Below are 16,884 nucleotides of genomic sequence, written 5' to 3' on the forward strand. Positions count from 1 at the left end.
TCGCCAACCCCTCACCCTCCATCGAGGCCTACGAAGGCGCGGTCCGCTCCGGGAAGACCATCACCAGCCTCATCGACTGGCTCCGGTACATCCGCACCGGCCCATCCGGTGCCCTCGCCATGTGTGGCCGCACCGAGCGCACCATCATCAACAACCTGCTGCTTCCACTGCAGGAGATGCTCGGCAAGGAACGGGTGAAGGTCAACTACGGCACCGGCACGGCCATCATCCTCGGCCGGGAAGTCCACATCTACGGCGCGAACAACGAGCAGGCCCGCACCAAGATCCAGGGCCTCACCCTCGCCGGCGCGTACCTGGACGAGGCCGAGACCATTCCGGAATCGTTCTTCACCATGCTCTACACCCGCCTCTCAGTGCCCGGGGCGAAGTTCTGGTTCACGTCCAACCCTGGCGGTCCAAACCACTGGCTGAAAGTGGACTGGCTCGACAAGGCACGGTTCTGGATCGACGGGGCGGGGAAGATCCACCGGAACACCTCCCCTGATGCCAAAGACCTCCACCGGTACACGTTCCTCATGGACGACAACAAGACCCTGGACCCGGCCTACGTGGAACGGCAGAAGAAGTCCTACAGTGGACTCTTCTACCGCCGTTACATCCTCGCTGAATGGGTGGCCGCGGACGGTGCAGTGTTCGACTCCTGGAACCCCGAGACCCATGTGGTGAAGCACGAGGACCTCCCGCGCATGCGGCGCATCCTCGGCGCCGGCGTGGACTACGGAACAACCAACGCGACCTCCATGATCGTCCTCGGCGTCGGTGAGGACGGCATCCTCTACGCCATGGACGAATGGCGGTACGACTCCCGCCAGGCACAGATCCGGCTCACTGACGGGCAGCTGTCCGCGTCCATCAAGTCATGGATCACGGACACCTTGGCCAAGGAAGGCATGAGCCCTGAATGGGTGATCGTTGACCCGGCCGCCGCCTCCTTCAAAGTCCAGCTCGCCGCTGACGGCATCAACAACGTCATCAACGGCGACAACAACGTGCTGTACGGCATCCGCACCGTGGCCTCCCTGCTCACCGCCGGGAAGCTCAAGGTATCGGACCGCTGCAAGGGCCTCATCAACGAGATGCCGGGCTATTCATGGGACAAGAAAGCGACCGAGAAGGGCGAGGATCAGCCCATCAAGGTAGCTGACCACTCCATCGATGCTTTCCGCTATGCCATCACGACGACTGAAACGAACTGGCGCTCCCTCGTGGACCTCGCCGCCTAACCTGCACCACCAACCCTTGGAGAACAACATGGCCTATCGCTACCATCCGCCCACTGTGGACTCGCTCGACATCGAACCATCCAGCGACGGGCACGCCGTCCGAATCGGGATCTTCAACACCACGGACAGCGGCACATACACCTCTATCGAGGTCATGAACCGGGACATCGAAGAAGTTATTACCGCGCTGCGTGTCGCGGCGAAAGCCCCGCAGGTGTTCGATCACCTGCCGGGCGTCACCTATTCCGCACGCTAACCAAACCCTTTAGGAGGCCACATTGGCACTGCCCGACAACGGCATCGCGTGGCCGCCCAAGGAACTCAGCAACATCCTCCCCCGCCTCCGCGCCTACAGTGCCTGGTACAGCAATGAGACAGCCACCCTGTCCAGCATCTACGCCCAGTCCACCAGCCGCCCCGGCCTGCTGGAGCGGATCCGGACATGGTTCGTCGGGGCGAAGGCATCCGGCACCCCGGACCTGTCCACCATCCACATCAGCCTCGCTCAGGAGATCTGCCGGACCTCGGCTAACCTTCTGTTCTCCGAACCGGCGTCAGCGGTCATCGACGTTGAAGAGGGCACTGCTGAGGACAAGGTCACCGCAGCCCAGGAACGCCTGGACCTCATCACCGGGCCCGAGTTCGAACAGACCATCGTGGCCGGCGCCGAGATCTCCGCCGCCCTCGGGGGCGTGTTCCTCCGAGCCACCTGGGACAAGGCCACCGCCGAGCACGTCTTCATCACCAAGGTGGACGCAGACATGGCATGGCCGGTGTTCCGCTGGGGCCGCCTCCACACCGTCACCTTCTGGCGCACGGTCAAGACCGAGGGGCAGCAGGTCACCCGCCATCTCGAGCACCATTGGAAAGACGCGCAGGGCATCGGGATGATCTCCCACGGCCTCTACGTCGGCACCGCGGACAAGCTCGGCCAGCGGACCACGTTCGACGCGGACGAGGCCACCGCATGGCTGGCAGCGCCGGGCAACGTGGAACTGCTCATCGACGGGGACACACTCTCCACCCTGACCCCCGGCCTCGCCGTCGAGTACGCCCCGAACATCACCCCCTCCGCACTGTGGAGGAATGACCCGGTGGGGGCGCACCTCGGCCGGTCCGACCTCGAAGGGATCGAGCAGAAACTCGACGCCCTGGACGAGCTCTACAGCGCATGGTTGCGCGACATCCGCCTCGGCAAGGGCCGCCTGATCGTTGGCGAGTCCATGCTGAAGGACCTCGGAGCAGGTCTTGGTACCGGCTTCGACCTCGACACCGCGATCTTCACCCCGATCAAGGCGGCACCCTCGTCCATGGGTGACTCGAAGATGGCCATTGAGCAGGTCCAGTTCGAGATCCGCACCGAGGACTTCCTCGCCGCCATCGACCACTTCCGCCGCATCATCCTCACCGCCGCCGGCTACTCCCCCGCAACCTTCGGGATGCAGGACTCCTCCGGCGCCGCGGTCACCGCCACCGAGGTCGCAGCCAAAGCCCAAACCAGCTACACCACGAGGAAGCGGAAGATCCTCGGCCTCAAACCGGCCATGGAACGCATCCTCACCAAGGCCCTGGCAGTGGACGCGCAGATCTTCGCCAGCGGTGTGACGCCCTACCCCGTACGGGTGGACTTCACGGACGGTGTCGCGGAGGACGCTGAGGCTGTGGCACGTCAGAACCAACTGGACTACACCAGCCAGTCCGCTTCCATCGAGGAGCGGGTACGCAGGAGGAACCCGGACTTCGATGATGATCAAGTCAAGGAAGAGGTGGACCGGATCAGGCAGGACTTCAACCTCGGGGAACTAGAAGACCCGGCCACGTTCGGAACCGATGGGGCAGGGGTAGTTCCGGCGGAAACCTTGACCCCGACAGAGTAGGATGCGGCCATGGCGATCCGCCCGGACGACGCCACCACCCTGGCGAAAGGGCTGAGGGAACAGTTCTCAGAAGCTGAAACCCTCCTCCTCCAGAGGATCGCTAAGGCACTGGCAGACGGTAAGGACGGGCCTGACTGGGCGGAACGGAAGCTCCGCAACATTCAGGCACTGCGCGCCCAGACGGACAGCATCATCGCCCGCCTCCAGATGGGCATCCCCGGCGCCGTAGAGGAGGCCGTAGGGCTCGCCTACAACCGAGGCATAGCTACCGCCGGCGGGGACCTGACCAAAGCGGGCCTGATCCACGGGGCCTTCGCTGAGGTGCAGCCCACCGGCGCCGTCGTGGCCATCGTCTCGGACATGCTCGAACTGCTCCGGCCGATGAAGTTCCAGATTGTCCGCGCAGTGAATGACATCTACCAGCAGGTAGTCCGCCAAGCAGTGGCTCAGGCCGCGCTCGGCGTCGTCACGCGGCGGGAAGCATCCGGGATCATCCTGGAGCGGCTCGGCAAGGCAGGGATCAACGGTTTCCGGGACAACAGCGGCCGGAACTGGAACATGGTCTCCTACGCTGAGATGGCGGCCAGAACCTCCACCTCGAAGGCGATGCTCCAGGGCCACACGGACCGGATCACAGAGCTCGGCGTGGACACCGTCATCGTGTCCAACGCACCCGAGGAGTGCGAGATCTGCCGGCCATTCGAGGGCAAGGTCCTCTCCCTCTCAGGGCAGACCACCGGGCAGCTCAGGGATGGCAAGACGGTCATGGCCTCCCTCGCTGAAGCGAAAGCTCGGGGCCTCTACCACCCGAACTGCCGGCACTCACACAGCATCTACCTCCCCGGCATCACAAAGGGCCCGCAGACAGACACGGCGGACCCTGAGGGTGACGCTCTCCGGCAGCAGCAACGCGCTTTCGAGCGGCGTATCCGGGAACTGAAGCGGCAGGTAGCCATCGCGGACGAGTTCGGCGGTAACAACGCCGCACAGGCCCGGGCGAAGCTCCGCGCCAAGCAGGCAGAGTTCAAAGCTTGGCGCGAAGACAACGGCCGGAAGAACCTCAGCTACCGGACCTCACTGACCGTCCGTTAGAGGACCAGCACCGGAGTCGGTTCCTTCGACGGCTGCGGAGCGAATCCGTCAGCTCCCTGAAGGCGGTCTGTCTCCTTGATGAACCGCGTTCCCTCCACCTTGTGCCAGGCCGCGGGCGCGTACTCCGCCGAAATTGACCAGGTCTTCTTGTCCTGCCCATTGGTCAGGAGCTGAAGCACACCCGAAGCCAGTACCTTGTAGGCCCAGTGGCCATTCTCGCCATCGTCCTCCTGCACGCGCACCGCGTGTTCACTGCTGTAAATCTTGACCGCCATCCGCGGTTCCCCCTTATCACTATCGGTCGCTGCCCAGTGCAGCGAACCACCCTCCAGCGTACCCACCAGCACCGACAAAAACCTGACCCTTGGAGACCACCATGAACAAGCGGAAGACCATCCACGGTATCGACCCCTACACCCCCGGCGGCATCGAAGCCCTCCTGGCACACCACCGGCTCACCTTCGGGGACGCCGTCATGGAAGCAGGCGCCGGCGACCCAGCACCCGCTGGAGAGCCTGCAGGCGACCCGACTCCAGCCGGTGATCCCGCCCCGCAGGGTGACACCAAGCCCGCGGAGGACCCTAAGCCGGCGGAGTGGGACGGCAAGGTGGAGTCCCTGCCGGCAGGCGCGCAGAAGATCATCAACGACCTCCGCAAGGCTGACGGGGACGAACGGGTAGCCAAGAAGACCCTGGACGCCATCCAGAAGGCCCTCAACCCCGACGCTAAGGGCGGCGAGAAGCCCGACCCGGACGCCCTCACCCGGTCCCTGACCGAACAGCAGGCCGAAGCGAAACAGGCCAAGACCGAACTGGCTGTCTACAAGGCCGCCGGCAAGCACGGCGCCGACGCTGACGCCCTCCTAGACTCCCGCGGCTTCCTGGCGAAGCTCGGAGGCATTGACCCGTCCGACACGAAGGCCATCGAAAAGGCCATCCAGGACGCGGTCAAAGACAACCCCAAGCTCAAGGCGGCCCGGGCGGCCGGCACGAGCGGCGGCGACTTCACCGGCGGGACCGGGGAAAAGCCTGCGAAACCCTCCACCCTCGAAGACGCCATCGCTAAGAAGATGGCCCGCTAACCCCTTAGGAGCATGCAATGCCCGTAACCCTCGCCCAGGCGAAGCTCAACGTAACGGACGACGTCGATGTGCAGATCATCGATGAGTTCCAGAAGTCCAACGACATCCTGAACCGCATCACGTTCGATAACGTGGTGTCCCCCGCAGGTGGCGGCGCGACCCTCACCTACTCGTACACCCGGCAGCTCACCCAGCGTGGCGCCGCGTTCCGTGCGATCAACTCGGAGTACGCGCCGCAGGAAGCCACCAAGGTCCGCGCCAGCGTGGACCTGAAGCCCCTCGGTGGCTCGTTCCAGATTGACCGTGTCCTCGATGGCATCGGTCAGGCCCGCGAGACCGCGTTCCAGATGCGCGAACTCCTGAAGGGCACCTCGGCCAAGTTCAACGACGCCGTGTTCAACGGTGACACCGCCGTGGACGCCAACGGCTTCGACGGCCTGTCCAAGATCCTCACCGGATCCACCACGGAGTACCTGCCGCTGGCCAACGGCACCTCCACCGGCTACCGCGACTGGACCGGTGTGGACACCAAGGCCGAAGCCATCGCTGAGATCGAGCAGATCGACGCCTGGCTGTCCCTCCTGGACTCCACGCCGGACGCCATCTACGGACCCAAGAAGGTCCTGTCGATGTTCAAGCGTCTCGCCATGTGGGCTGACCAGTACGAGAAGACCACGGACGCCTTCGGCCGCACCGTGGGCTCGTACAACGGCATCCCGCTGATCGACCCGGGCACCAAGGACGGGTCCAACACGGATGTCCTCGCCACGGCTGCCCGTGACACTGACGGCGGCGGCGCCGGCGGTTCCATCACCGGCCTCGGTGACCTGTACGCGGTCCGGTTCGGCCTGGACGGCTTCCACGCCGTGTCCACCACGGGCTCCCTGGTCCGTTCCTGGATGCCGGACTTCTCCACCGCCGGTGCTGTGAAGACCGGTGAGGCCGAGCTCGGCCCGGCCGCCGTGGTCCTGAAGAAGACCAAGGCTGCGGGCGTCTTCCGCAACATCAAGGTTGCCTAACCTCTGACCCGTACGACCGGCGCGGGGCTGCCCACTGGGTGGCCCTGCGTTGGGCTACAGCCCTAGGAGGGCAGCATGAAAATCACCAGCCCAGACAAGACGTACACCGGTACCTCGGTGTACGGGTCCACCAGCCTGGCTTTCACCGATGGCGTGGCCGAACATGACGGCGACCTTCCCGCGGGTGTGCGGCTGTACCTGCAGGGCGCCGGCTACGGCCTCGACAGCGAAGCCACACCGCCTGCCACGCCGGAACTCGTGGACCCCCGCGACGTCGACGGCCGGCAGCAGCTCGGCACCGCCCTGCGGGACGCTGCAGTTGACCCCAAGCCGGAGGACTACCTCGTTCCCACGAACGCGGGCAAGGCCAACCCCCATGGCCCGGAAGTCATCGCCCCCGAGATCCACGCATCCGAGGGCGTCCGGCCGGTCAAGCCCGGGGACGTGCACGTGGACGACACGGCCAAGCAGGACAAGGCCGAGACCGAACACGTCAGCGACCCGACCGCCGTCCCTTCCGCTCCGGCGGGGAACGCGTCCAAGGCCGACTGGCACGCCTACGCATTGTCCATCGGCATCGCTGAGGAGTCCCTGGAGGACCTCACCCGCGATGAAATCCGCGAGGCCGTCACCAACGTCACTGCCGAATAAGTAGGAGGGCCGCCGTGAAGCTCTACGCCACCGAGGCTGAACTGACCGAATGGTTGGAACCAGATACCGCCCCGAGCAACGCGGCGGCCCTCCTCCGCTCAGCTTCGTCCATGATGCGGGCGGAGACCCGGTCCGCCCGGTACGCCACGGACGCGGACGGGTACCCGACTGACACGGCTCTGCGGCAAGCGTTCCGTGAGGCCGTGTGCGCGCAGGTCAAGTTCTGGGCGGACCTCGGGGTTGACCCCGCCCTTGGTGCTGCTGGTGTGAAGCCGGCGGCAGCGTCGAAGTCCATCGGCGGGGCATCGATCACGTACGAGCAGGGTTCGACGGCGGCGAAGGTGGAAGCGGTTGGGGTGCTCGCCCCGGACGCCTACTATCACCTCGCTGACGCTGGCCTGTTGGGCGGGACGGTGCAGCTGCTGTGATGGTTACCAACGACACAGTCCGTCCGGAGCCAATCCTCACACTCGCCCAATGGCAGGCCCTGGAGGACGACCGTGAGTGAGTTCTCCGAGTTCTGGGTCCACGAGGTCAGCGTCACCACCCTCACTGGTGCGGGCGCCTTCGGCAACGCGTACAGCGACCCGGTAACCGTCAAGGGCCTCGTGGCTGAGGGCAACACCCTCGTCCGCGGCGACGACGGCTCAGAAGTGGTCAGCTCCACCCGCTTCACCACGGACACTGTGGGCCCAGACGCGTTCACCTCCGGATCCCAGGTCACGTACCGGGGAAAGACCATGGACGTCATCAGCGTGGAGGTCTCCGACTCCGGGCCACTTGAACTGCCGGACCACATCACAGTGAACCTCGCATGAGCAAGAACTGGAAGCTCAAGCTCGACAAGAAACTGGTCAAGCAGTTCCACGATGAAGCGGCACGGGGCCTCGCGCTGGGCGCCGAGCACGTCCTCGGTGAGGCCAAGAAGCGGGTGCCCATCGAGGAACACATCCTCGAAGAATCCGGCACCACCTCAGTGGACAAGACGGACCTCAAGGCAGCCATCGTCTTCGACACCCCTTACGCCGTGTATCAGCACGAGGAACTTCACCTCAAGCACGACGAGGGACGCCAAGCCAAGTACCTCGAAACCGCGATCAACTCCGAGATAGACACCGTCCGGGACATCATCGCCATGACCATCCGAGGGGAGCTGTAGATGACCGTTGTTTACGGCTCCACCGGGTTCCGGCTGAGGCTCCTCACAGCGCTCGGCCAGTATCTCGGCACCGCCCAGGTGGGCCGGTGGATGACCTCCGGCACCTACCTTTCCACGGACACCGCGATCACCATCGACGTGCTGCCGGCCACCCCGGACAAGGCCATCGCCATGACCCTCTACCCCGTGGACGACTCCATGGGGACGGACTCAGTCATCGGCCTGCAGCTACGGATCCGGGGGAAGCCCAACGACCGGATCAGTGACAAGGACATCGTGGACCGGGCCTTCGACGCGCTCCACGGCCTCAACGGCATAGACCTCGGAGGCATCCCCATAGTCCTGATCGAACACAAATCAGGGGCCGCACTCGGGCCGGACGGTAACAACCGGCTCGAACACACGGCCAACTACTACATCACCCTCACAAGAACCGGCCCCAACCGGGACGACTAACCACCAAGGAGAGCCAGCATGGCAACCATTACCCCGGGCATCGTCTCGGACTGGACCCTGTTCGTAGCCCCGTACACGGACGGCACGACCCCCACCACCTTCACCCAGGTCTTCGGCATCACTGACTTCACTCCCCCGGGCGTGACGAAGAACCTCGAAGACGACTCGGACTTCGACTCCGGCGCTTGGGGCTCGCAGACCGGCACCGGCCTGGACTACGAACTGTCCGGCACCGTCAAGGTCCCCCGCGCCACCGCCACCGCCGACCCCGGCCAGGCGATCCTCCGGGCCGCCGGCAAGTCCGTTGGCGAGGACGGATACGTGCACTTCCGTGCCATCAAGAAGGGCGCCACCACCGGTTACACCGGCATCGGTGACGCGACCTTCACCGAGGGCGGCGGTTCCCGCACAGACCTGACCAAGGCCGAGTTCACCATCGCCGGCCGCGGCGAGCTGGCCGACTACACCCCCGCCCCGTAACCCCCTAGACCCCCGTGCCTGCCTGTTTCCAAGGGCGGGCAGGCACGGGCCCCCACCTTCCTATCAGCCCTTGGACACAACACACCTTGGAGCCCACCTTGACCGAACTCAAAGAACTCAACGACTTCCTCTCCCCCACCCTCGTCGTCCCCGCCGGCGGCAAGGAATACCACTTCAAAGCGGTATCCGCCCAGACCGGCCTCCGGATCCAGCACATGATGACCCTCGGTTTCAAAGCCCAGGCAGGGCAGGAATTCACCGAACGCGACATCGAACTCGTCAGCGACGACGAAGAGACGGACTTCTTCCGCACAGTCCTTGGTGACACCTACGACGAACTCCTCGAAGACGGGGTCCCCTACGCCGGCCTCCGCCAGTTGGCCTCCCTCATCACCATCTGGACGACACAGTCCTTCGATGCCGCGCAGCAGTATTTTTTAGCGGGCGGCAAGGCACCGGAGCCCAACAGGGCGGCGCGCCGAACGGCGACCCGGACGTCTACGGCCGCGGCAAATACAACCCGGAAACGCAACTCAGCGAGTGGTACGAGTACCCCGAAGCGGGCAAAGGCCACACCTGGCAGCAAATCCTCACCCACTGGCGCCTGATCGAGCAGGACTTCCAAGACACCTACGCCATTGACCTCTCCTGCGGTGTGCTGCGGGAGAGGTCATGGGCGTGGTTCGCAACCCGCGTGTCCGGGCTGCTGAACAAGACCCCTGTTTTGGATCCGCATAACCCGCGCCGGTCCATCCCTCAAACCCGTCTGGGTATGGTGCTGAACCCTCCGGGGGCGGCCCGATAACTAAACATTGGAGGCCCCGGTGGCGCTGACCCTCGGTGAACTGTCCGGCATCATCAGCTTGAACGAAAAGCCGGCGCTGCTGTCTCTCGGCAAGGTTCAGAAGGGCATGGCGGACACCGCCAAGGCGGGCCAAGCCTCCACGGACAAGATGCAGGCGCAGGTCAAGCAGTACGAGGCCGCTGTGGAGACGGCGTCCGCGAACGTGGCGAAGTCCAAGCGCCGCGAACAGGACGCCGCCGACCGGGTCCGTGCCGCCGAAGCCAGCCTTGCTGAGGCGCGGAAGAGGGGCGCCGACGATTCCAAGATCGTTATCGCCGCCCAGGACCGGCTGGCCCAGGCGCACCGCCGGGCGAAGGACGCCCAGGACGACACCGCACGCTCCACCCGGAACCTCGAAGCAGCGCAGGACCGGCTCGCCGCGTCCATGTCCAAGGGCTCCCAGAAGATACGCGAGAACTTCAGCAAGATGTCCCAGGACATCAACCGTGAAGGGTCCCGTGTCGGCAGCGCCTTCGCCCGGTCTTTCGCCGGCGTCGTTGGCGGCCTGGCAGCCATCACCCCAGCAGCCGGGGCCGCTGGTGCTTCCGTGCTGGCGGCGTCCGGGAACGCCATCACGTTCGCTGCGTCCCTCTCTTCCCTCGCGGGAGTCGCTGCACTGGTCCCCGCCGGGCTGATGTCCATCGGCGCCGGCGCTGGTACGCTCATTGCTGCTTTCTCCGGCGTGGGCGAAGCACTGAAGGCCGCGACCGACGCCGCCGGCACAGTCTCCACTACCAACCCCCGACTGGCCGCCATGGCTGTCGAGGACGCCATGATGGCGATCACCGTGGCCGAGGAGAACGCCGCCGAAGCGCAGGAGAACGCCGCCCGCCGGGTAGCGGACGCCAAGCGCGGGCTGCAGGAGATCACCCTCGCCGTGGCCGAGGCGCAGAAGGCCGCCGCTAAGGCTGTGGAGATGGCCGAGCGGGACGAGGCGAAAGCCGCCCGTGATGTCATCGAAGCGCAGAAGGATCTGGTCAAGGCCCGGGAAGACGCCGCCGCGAAGGTTGGCAGCGTCGGCCGGGAGCTGGAGGCCGCGAACCTCAAGGCCGTGGACACTGCACTGGCGTACAAGGACGCCACGGAAGCCTACAACAAGGCCCTGGCGGACCCGAAGGCCAGCGATGACCAGCTGGCCCGGCTTGAGAACAACATGGCGAAGGCCGAGCTGGCTGACGAGAACGCCAAGCGGTCCGTCCTTGACCTCCGGGACGAGCAGGCCAAGGCGACGAAGGAAGCCGAGACCAGCAACGAGAAGGTCCTCGACGCTGAGCAGCGGCTTGCGGACGCCCGGCAGGCCCAGACGGACGCAATCCAGGCCCGCAAGGACGCCCAGGCTGACGTCTTGAAGCAGGAGCAGGAGGGCGCGCAGCGGATCGCTGATGCGCAGCAGGCGGTTACGGACGCCACGGAGCAGGCAGCGCGGTCCCAGCGGGACTCTGCCCGCGCTGTGGAGCAGGCGCACCGAAACCTCGAACGGGTCCAGATGCAGCAGGCCGACGCCGCCGCGCAGGCCGGGTCCAAGTCCGCAGAGGCCATGGACAAGCTCACCCCCTCAGCTCAGGAAGCCGTCCGGGCGCTCCTGAAGGTCAAGGACCAGCTGACCGGGATCCGGCAGATCGCCCAGGAGAACTTCTTCAAGGGCTTCGCTTCCCCGCTGCTGTCACTCGCGGACACCCTCATGCCGCAGCTTGCTGTGGGTGTTGGGGCCATCGCAACACAGATGGGCGCGGGCGCGCAGATCTTCATGCGCTCACTCGAGAAGGCTCTCGGGGGCGGAGTGCTGGAGAAGCTCCTCACCGGGGTGGCGGACACCATTGGGATCCTGAACAAAGCCATAGACCCGTTCGTGCAGGCGTTCACCGCCCTGGGCATTGTGGGCATGAAGTACATGCCCCGGATGGCTGACTTCATCGTACAGATCGCTGACAGGTTCAACGCCTTCATTCAGACGGCGGCGGCGGACGGCAGCCTGGATCGGTGGATCGAAGACGGCATCCAGGCCCTCAAGGATCTGTGGTCCATTGCTGACTCCATTGGCGGGATCTTCCGGGCGCTCAATGACGCGGCTGAGGCGGGCGGCTTTGCTGCCACCCTGAGTGGCATGGCCGGCTGGCTCCGTGATGTCGAGAGCGTCATGAAGGGCGATGTCTTCCAGACCACCATGGCGACGGTGTTCTCCGGCGCCGCGGCAGGCGCGAAGGGCTTGCTGGACGCCATCGGCCCTATTGGGGATGCTTTCGAGCGCGGGGCGCCCGCCCTGGCGACCTTCCTGCGGCTCGGTGGGGAGATCGCCGGGACGTTCATCGGCGGGATCTTCACGGCGTTCTCCGACCCCGCTTTCGGGGCCGGGCTGGTGACCTTCATGGAGGGGCTACAGGCCGGTGTAGAAGCGATGGCTCCGCTCATGCCGGGCCTGGCCGGAGCCTTCGGCAGGCTGCTCGAGGCGCTCGGCCCGATCGTGGCCGAACTCGGACCCACCCTGATCACGGTGCTTACCTGGATGGCAGACGGCATAGCGAACGTCCTGAAGTTCTTCGGGCCCCTGCTGGAAGCCTTCGCGGGCAGCCCTGTCGCCATCGGCATCCTGATTGGCATCCTCGGTGCCGCTGCTGTCGCGGCGGGGGTTATGTCGGCGGCGATGGTTGTCAGCCGGATCATTGTCGTTGGCGCTTGGGCTGTGATGAGTGCACAGGCACTGATTCATGGCGCCCGCATGGCGTTGGCCTGGGTTATCGCGTTCTGGCCTATCGCGTTGGTTATCGCTGCAGTCGTTGGACTGGCGGCGATCATCATCGCGAACTGGGACAAGATCAGCGGCTGGACCAAGGATATGTGGGTCAAGCACATCCTGCCGATCCTCGCTAAGCTCACCACCTTCATCACGAAGGACGTTCCTGACGCGTTCGAGCAGGGCGTGAAGTGGATCGGTGAGGCGTGGGCGAAGCTGCAGGATCTGGCCAAGCAACCCGTGAAATTCGTTGTGGACCAAGTCATCAACAAGGGACTCATCGACGGGTTGAACGGTATCGGGAACTTCCTGAGCCTCCCAGACATCCCGCATGTGAAACTCCCGGAGGGGTTCTCCCACGGCGGCGTGCTGCCCGGGTACGAGGCGCGGAAGCGTGACACCGTCCTCACGCCCATGCGTCCCGGTGAGGGTGTCCTCGTCCCGGAGGTTGTCCGGGGCGCCGGGCGTGGTTTCATCGACACTCTCAACGCCGCGGGTAACCGTGGTGTCGGGGCTGTCCGGAACCTCATCGCCAACGGCTTCCACCCGGGCCGGGCTGAGGGTGGTCTCATCCACCCCCTGCCGGGCGCCCCGGTGTCCTCCGGGTATGGGCCTCGTGCTGGCGGGCTGCACAACGGTATCGACTTCGCGGCAGCCGCCGGGACGCCGGTGCGTGCTGCTGGTCCGGGCCTGGTGTCCATGGCGGGCTGGTCCGGGGGTGGTGGCGGTAACGAAGTCCATGTCGATCACCCGAACGGGTTGCAGACGTGGTACTCGCACCTGTCATCGTTCGCGGTGAAGCTGGGCGACATGGTCCGTGGCGGGCAGACGCTCGGCGGTGTTGGCACCACGGGTAACTCCACGGGCAATCACCTCCACTACATGGTCCTCAAGGGCGGTTGGCCGAACCACGTCAACCCGGCCGCGTACCTCGAAGGAGGCGGCGAGGCCGGGACCGGTGGTGGCGGGTGGAACCCCATCGCCGGGATCGTGGACGGCCTGGTGGACAGCTTCAAGGCTGCCTTCCCGGCCGCCGGGTTCATCGCGGACATTGCCATCGGTATCGGTAAGAAGATCCTGGACGGCGCGGTCGCTTTCGTGACCGGGCAGGCCGGGACCGATAAGAACGCCACCGGCAATGTCGTGACGCCCACGTTGTATGACGGCGGCGGGTGGCTGGAGAACACCGGCGGCCCGCAGATCATCGATCACCGCCGGTCCAAGCCGGATGCCGTCCTCACCTATGAGGAACTGCAGATGTTCAAGGCCGCGGCCAAGAACAACCTTGCAGGCGGCATGAACTACTCACCCACCTATCAGTACATGGGTGAGGACCCGGAGACCGTGATGCGCCGTGACAAGGCCCGTGCCATGGACCTCTGGAACGCCCTCACCCCTGTCGGATAACCAAAGGAGCCACTGTGGCCAACATTGTGTACGGCGCCCCCCACATCCCGCCGGTAGACCCGGCGCCGGCGTGGTCAGGGATGCCGATGACATGGACAGCCAAAGGGGTCACCTGGCCGCTGACGGACCGCTCCACCGGGATTTTCCTCAAGCCGAACGTTAGGGGCTTGGGGACGATCACGGTGGAGCACCACTCCTCGAAATCGCCGGCCCTCCCTGGCTCCCGCCATGAGGGTACGTCGGTGCTGGACAGGGATGTGACGTGGCCGTTGCGGATCTACTCCCAGGAGGGCTCGGTCGCGTGGATGCTGCGCGACCGGGCCTTCTGGGCGGGCATGGACCCTGACGACACCGGTATCTGGGAGGTCACCCACCCGGACGGGGCGAAACGCTCCCTGCGGCTGCGGTTCGTGGATGACGGGGACCACCTGAGGCGGAAGAACCCGCTGAAGCTCGGCTGGGATGACTACACGATCACCCTTGTGGCTGAGCAGCCCTACTGGGTGGGTGAGCCGGAGGTGCAGGCGTTCAAGGCCCCGCCGCCCCCGGAACCGTTCTTTGAGCCCAACGGTCCGGCGCTGGTGAATATCTCCTCCAGCTACTCGGTGGAGAACGCCACGATCGACAACCTTGGCGACGTCGAGTCCTTCCCGCGCTGGTACATCGACGGGGAGACCACCTCAGCGTCGGTGGGTGTGAACGGGGTGGTGGTGACTGTGCCGTTCACTGTTCCTTACGGCCAGTGCCTGGTGATCGATTCGGATCCGGAGAACCTCGGCGCGACCCTCTACGACATCACGGTGGGCGGGATGTCCAAGAAGCCGGCGGAGCGTGTCTTCGGTGTAGACCTGATCAACCCCGTGGACAAGTCCCGTGACCTGGGTGAGAACGACTTCGCCCCGATCCCTGCCGGGAAGCAGGTCCCCCTCTCCCTGACCCTCACGGGCACGGGCGTGGTGGAGTGCCTGCTTCCTTCCCTGTACCGGAGGCCATGGTGAGTGCAGAACCGCTGTTCCGAATCAGCGTCTACGACAAGGACCGGGCCTTCCAGTGCAACATCGGCAACCCTTCCTCGCTTGAGGCTGTGATCCGGTGGGACGCCGTTTCCACGCTGACCATGACCCTGCCCCTGGGGCACAAGCGGGTTCCGACGTTGCAGGAGGACGGGGCCCGGCTGCGGGTCCTGTTCAAGGGTGAGCACCTTATCTCCGGCCCGATCGTGGCGGACGGGCTGGACTCCAACGGGGGCAAGAACGACACCTACACGGTGACTGTGGAGGACGACTGGCGGGTGCTGAAGGAGATCTTCGGATGGCCCGTCCCGACGTCGGGGATTATCTCCCAGGACTCAGCCGAGTACCGGACTTACACCGGGAACGCGGAGACCATCGTCAAGACAGCGGTCACCGAGAACGGGGTCAACCGCCTGGCCGTCCCAGGGCTGACGGTAGCCCCCAACCTCAACCGCGGGGCCACCGTGCCCGGGGGTGTGCCGTTCCGCTTCCACTCCCTCGCTGAGCAACTGTTCCCGGCCGTCACGGACGCCGGGATCGGGGTCACCGTGCGCCAGCAGGGCGCCTCCCTCGTCCTCGACGTCCACGAACCCGCCGAGCTGAACACCAAGCTCTCCGTCAGGGGCAGGACCCTCAAAAAGGTATCCATGACCCGCACGCGGCCCACGGCTTCCCGCGTCATCATCGGAGGCCAAGGCGAAGGGACCCTCCGGAAGTTCCGCCTCATCCCCGACCCGCTCCGGGAAACCCAGTACGGGATGCGGGCCGAGACGTTCCGGGATGCCCGGGACGACGACACCGACTCGGTCCTTGAAGCCCGGGCCCAGGAAACCCTCCGCGAACAAGGGCCCAAGAACGGGGTGGCGATCACCCTTGCAGGGTCCGGGATCTTCCAGTACGGGCCCGGTGGGTACCACGTCGGGGACCGCGTCCCCATCGAAGTGGCCGAGGGCATGGTCCTCACCGAGGTCATCCGCGAATGCACCCTCAAATGGGTATCGCCTACGCACGCAAGCATTGATCCCGCCATCGGGGAAATCACCAACCAGCCAGAGCGGGCCATGGCGAAAAGATTCGCCGCTATGTTCCGGCGCCTAAAAAATCAGGAGACACGCTAATGGCCGTTGAATTCATTTCCTACGGGTACGACACCGCCCCCGGTGAGGGCCTCGGGGAGCTGGTCTGGCAGGAGATGTTCCCGCAGATCGGCTCCGCCACCTACGGTGTCCGGTCCGCCACGGACTGGAAGGTGACCGCAGTCTCCGGCGCGGACCGTACCGTGTCCATCGCTGCCGGCCGCGGCTGGGGCCTCGGCGTCATCGATAAGACGGTGGCAAACGACACGATCCAGCTTGACCCGATCGCTTCCGGCTCCCGCTGGGACCTGATCGCCTGCCGTCGGGACCCCACCCCCACCAAGGGCAAGTCTGAGTTCGTCAAGATCAACGGCGGCGCGACGCAGGTCATCCCGGGAGGGCGCCTGTCCGGCCCGGGGATCCACGACCAGCCCCTTGCGCTGGTGCAGGTAACAGCTGGGCAGACACAGCCCACCGGGTTCATTGACCTGCGGACCTGGGCCGGTGACGGCGGCGGGCTCGTCGCCAACCACGACCTGGTCAGGACCTTCCTCAACCAGTCCGGGACCCGGATCAACATCAACGGGATCGACTGGCTGCGCCGCGTGGGAGCGAACGACACCCCGGAATGGGTCAAGAACAGCGAAGCGGGCAGGGTGCCGCTGCACGCCACGGGAAGCCCACTGTTCGGCAGCCTCGGCGTGGGCCAGAACTTCCTGGTCCAGGCCGGTTCGTTCGTTGGCAAGACGGACGG

Annotated in this window: 17 protein-coding genes and 1 pseudogene; 17 read left to right on the forward strand and 1 reads right to left on the reverse strand. The window is 65.5% G+C overall.

The genetic code is table 11. The features are described 5' to 3' along the window. Positions 1-20: 20 nt before the first annotated feature. The 4 genes from AC5RT3_RS19550 to AC5RT3_RS19565 are packed head-to-tail and all read left to right on the forward strand — an operon-like array spanning position 21 to position 4,213. Positions 21-1,244 (forward strand): PBSX family phage terminase large subunit, encoded by a 1,224-nt coding sequence (locus tag AC5RT3_RS19550; protein WP_494125017.1) that lies wholly within the window; start codon positions 21-23, stop codon positions 1,242-1,244. Between the two features lie 28 nt (positions 1,245-1,272). After that, positions 1,273-1,500 carry a hypothetical protein gene (locus tag AC5RT3_RS19555; protein ID WP_494125001.1) on the forward strand — a complete coding sequence of 76 codons (228 nt, stop codon included), beginning with the start codon at positions 1,273-1,275 and terminating at the stop codon, positions 1,498-1,500. Positions 1,501-1,522: 22 nt separating this feature from the next. After that, on the forward strand, positions 1,523-3,121 hold the full coding sequence (locus tag AC5RT3_RS19560; RefSeq protein ID WP_494125002.1) for a phage portal protein: 1,599 nt from the start codon (positions 1,523-1,525) through the stop codon (positions 3,119-3,121). Positions 3,122-3,130: 9 nt separating this feature from the next. Further along, entirely contained in the window at positions 3,131-4,213 is a 1,083-nt protein-coding gene (locus AC5RT3_RS19565) for a phage minor capsid protein (RefSeq protein WP_494125003.1), read from the forward strand. Here the strand turns inward: AC5RT3_RS19565 and AC5RT3_RS19570 are convergent. Next, positions 4,210-4,488: a hypothetical protein gene (locus tag AC5RT3_RS19570; RefSeq protein ID WP_494125004.1), complete on the reverse strand. Its 279-nt coding sequence runs from the start codon at positions 4,486-4,488 to the stop codon at positions 4,210-4,212. The two genes, AC5RT3_RS19565 and AC5RT3_RS19570, sit on opposite strands and share 4 nt — an antisense overlap. A 101-nt stretch (positions 4,489-4,589) precedes the next feature. Between AC5RT3_RS19570 and AC5RT3_RS19575 the strand changes: the two genes are divergently transcribed. The 13 genes and pseudogenes from AC5RT3_RS19575 to AC5RT3_RS19635 all read left to right on the forward strand — a co-directional run. Next, a complete protein-coding gene (locus tag AC5RT3_RS19575; RefSeq protein ID WP_494125005.1) occupies positions 4,590-5,294 on the forward strand; it encodes a hypothetical protein in 705 nt (234 codons plus the stop codon). Between the two features lie 17 nt (positions 5,295-5,311). Then, positions 5,312-6,313, forward strand: a complete 1,002-nt coding sequence (locus AC5RT3_RS19580) for a major capsid protein (protein WP_494125006.1) — start codon at positions 5,312-5,314, stop codon at positions 6,311-6,313. A gap of 75 nt (positions 6,314-6,388) precedes the next feature. Next, positions 6,389-6,964 (forward strand): hypothetical protein, encoded by a 576-nt coding sequence (locus AC5RT3_RS19585; RefSeq protein WP_494125007.1) that lies wholly within the window; start codon positions 6,389-6,391, stop codon positions 6,962-6,964. 14 nt (positions 6,965-6,978) lie between these two features. Continuing rightward, positions 6,979-7,392, forward strand: a complete 414-nt coding sequence (locus AC5RT3_RS19590) for a head-tail connector protein (protein WP_494125008.1) — start codon at positions 6,979-6,981, stop codon at positions 7,390-7,392. Positions 7,393-7,464: 72 nt separating this feature from the next. Continuing rightward, on the forward strand, positions 7,465-7,782 hold the full coding sequence (locus AC5RT3_RS19595) for a hypothetical protein (protein ID WP_494125009.1): 318 nt from the start codon (positions 7,465-7,467) through the stop codon (positions 7,780-7,782). Then, complete coding sequence (locus AC5RT3_RS19600; protein WP_494125010.1) at positions 7,779-8,123, forward strand: hypothetical protein; 345 nt, start codon at positions 7,779-7,781, stop codon at positions 8,121-8,123. The genes AC5RT3_RS19595 and AC5RT3_RS19600 overlap by 4 nt, the downstream gene beginning before the upstream one ends. Continuing rightward, the gene (locus tag AC5RT3_RS19605) at positions 8,124-8,579 is read left to right on the forward strand and encodes a minor capsid protein (protein ID WP_494125011.1); all 456 of its coding nucleotides are present in this window, start codon (positions 8,124-8,126) and stop codon (positions 8,577-8,579) included. It begins immediately after the preceding gene. Between the two features lie 18 nt (positions 8,580-8,597). Next, entirely contained in the window at positions 8,598-9,059 is a 462-nt protein-coding gene (locus AC5RT3_RS19610; protein ID WP_494125012.1) for a phage tail tube protein, read from the forward strand. Positions 9,060-9,157: 98 nt separating this feature from the next. Then, positions 9,158-9,667, forward strand: a complete 510-nt coding sequence (locus AC5RT3_RS19615; RefSeq protein WP_494125013.1) for a DUF7426 family protein — start codon at positions 9,158-9,160, stop codon at positions 9,665-9,667. Positions 9,668-9,883: 216 nt separating this feature from the next. Further along, positions 9,884-14,041 (forward strand): peptidoglycan DD-metalloendopeptidase family protein, encoded by a 4,158-nt coding sequence (locus tag AC5RT3_RS19620; RefSeq protein WP_494125014.1) that lies wholly within the window; start codon positions 9,884-9,886, stop codon positions 14,039-14,041. Positions 14,042-14,055: 14 nt separating this feature from the next. Next, complete coding sequence (locus AC5RT3_RS19625; RefSeq protein ID WP_494125015.1) at positions 14,056-15,039, forward strand: hypothetical protein; 984 nt, start codon at positions 14,056-14,058, stop codon at positions 15,037-15,039. Next, positions 15,036-16,172, forward strand: a complete 1,137-nt coding sequence (locus AC5RT3_RS19630; protein WP_494125016.1) for a Gp37-like protein — start codon at positions 15,036-15,038, stop codon at positions 16,170-16,172. Before AC5RT3_RS19625 ends, AC5RT3_RS19630 begins: the two co-directional genes overlap by 4 nt. Then, positions 16,172-16,884: pseudogene (locus tag AC5RT3_RS19635) on the forward strand (hypothetical protein); the annotation flags it as partial. The gene AC5RT3_RS19630 and the pseudogene AC5RT3_RS19635, both read left to right, overlap by 1 nt.

Source organism: Arthrobacter sp. Y3221159 (assembly GCF_059089885.1).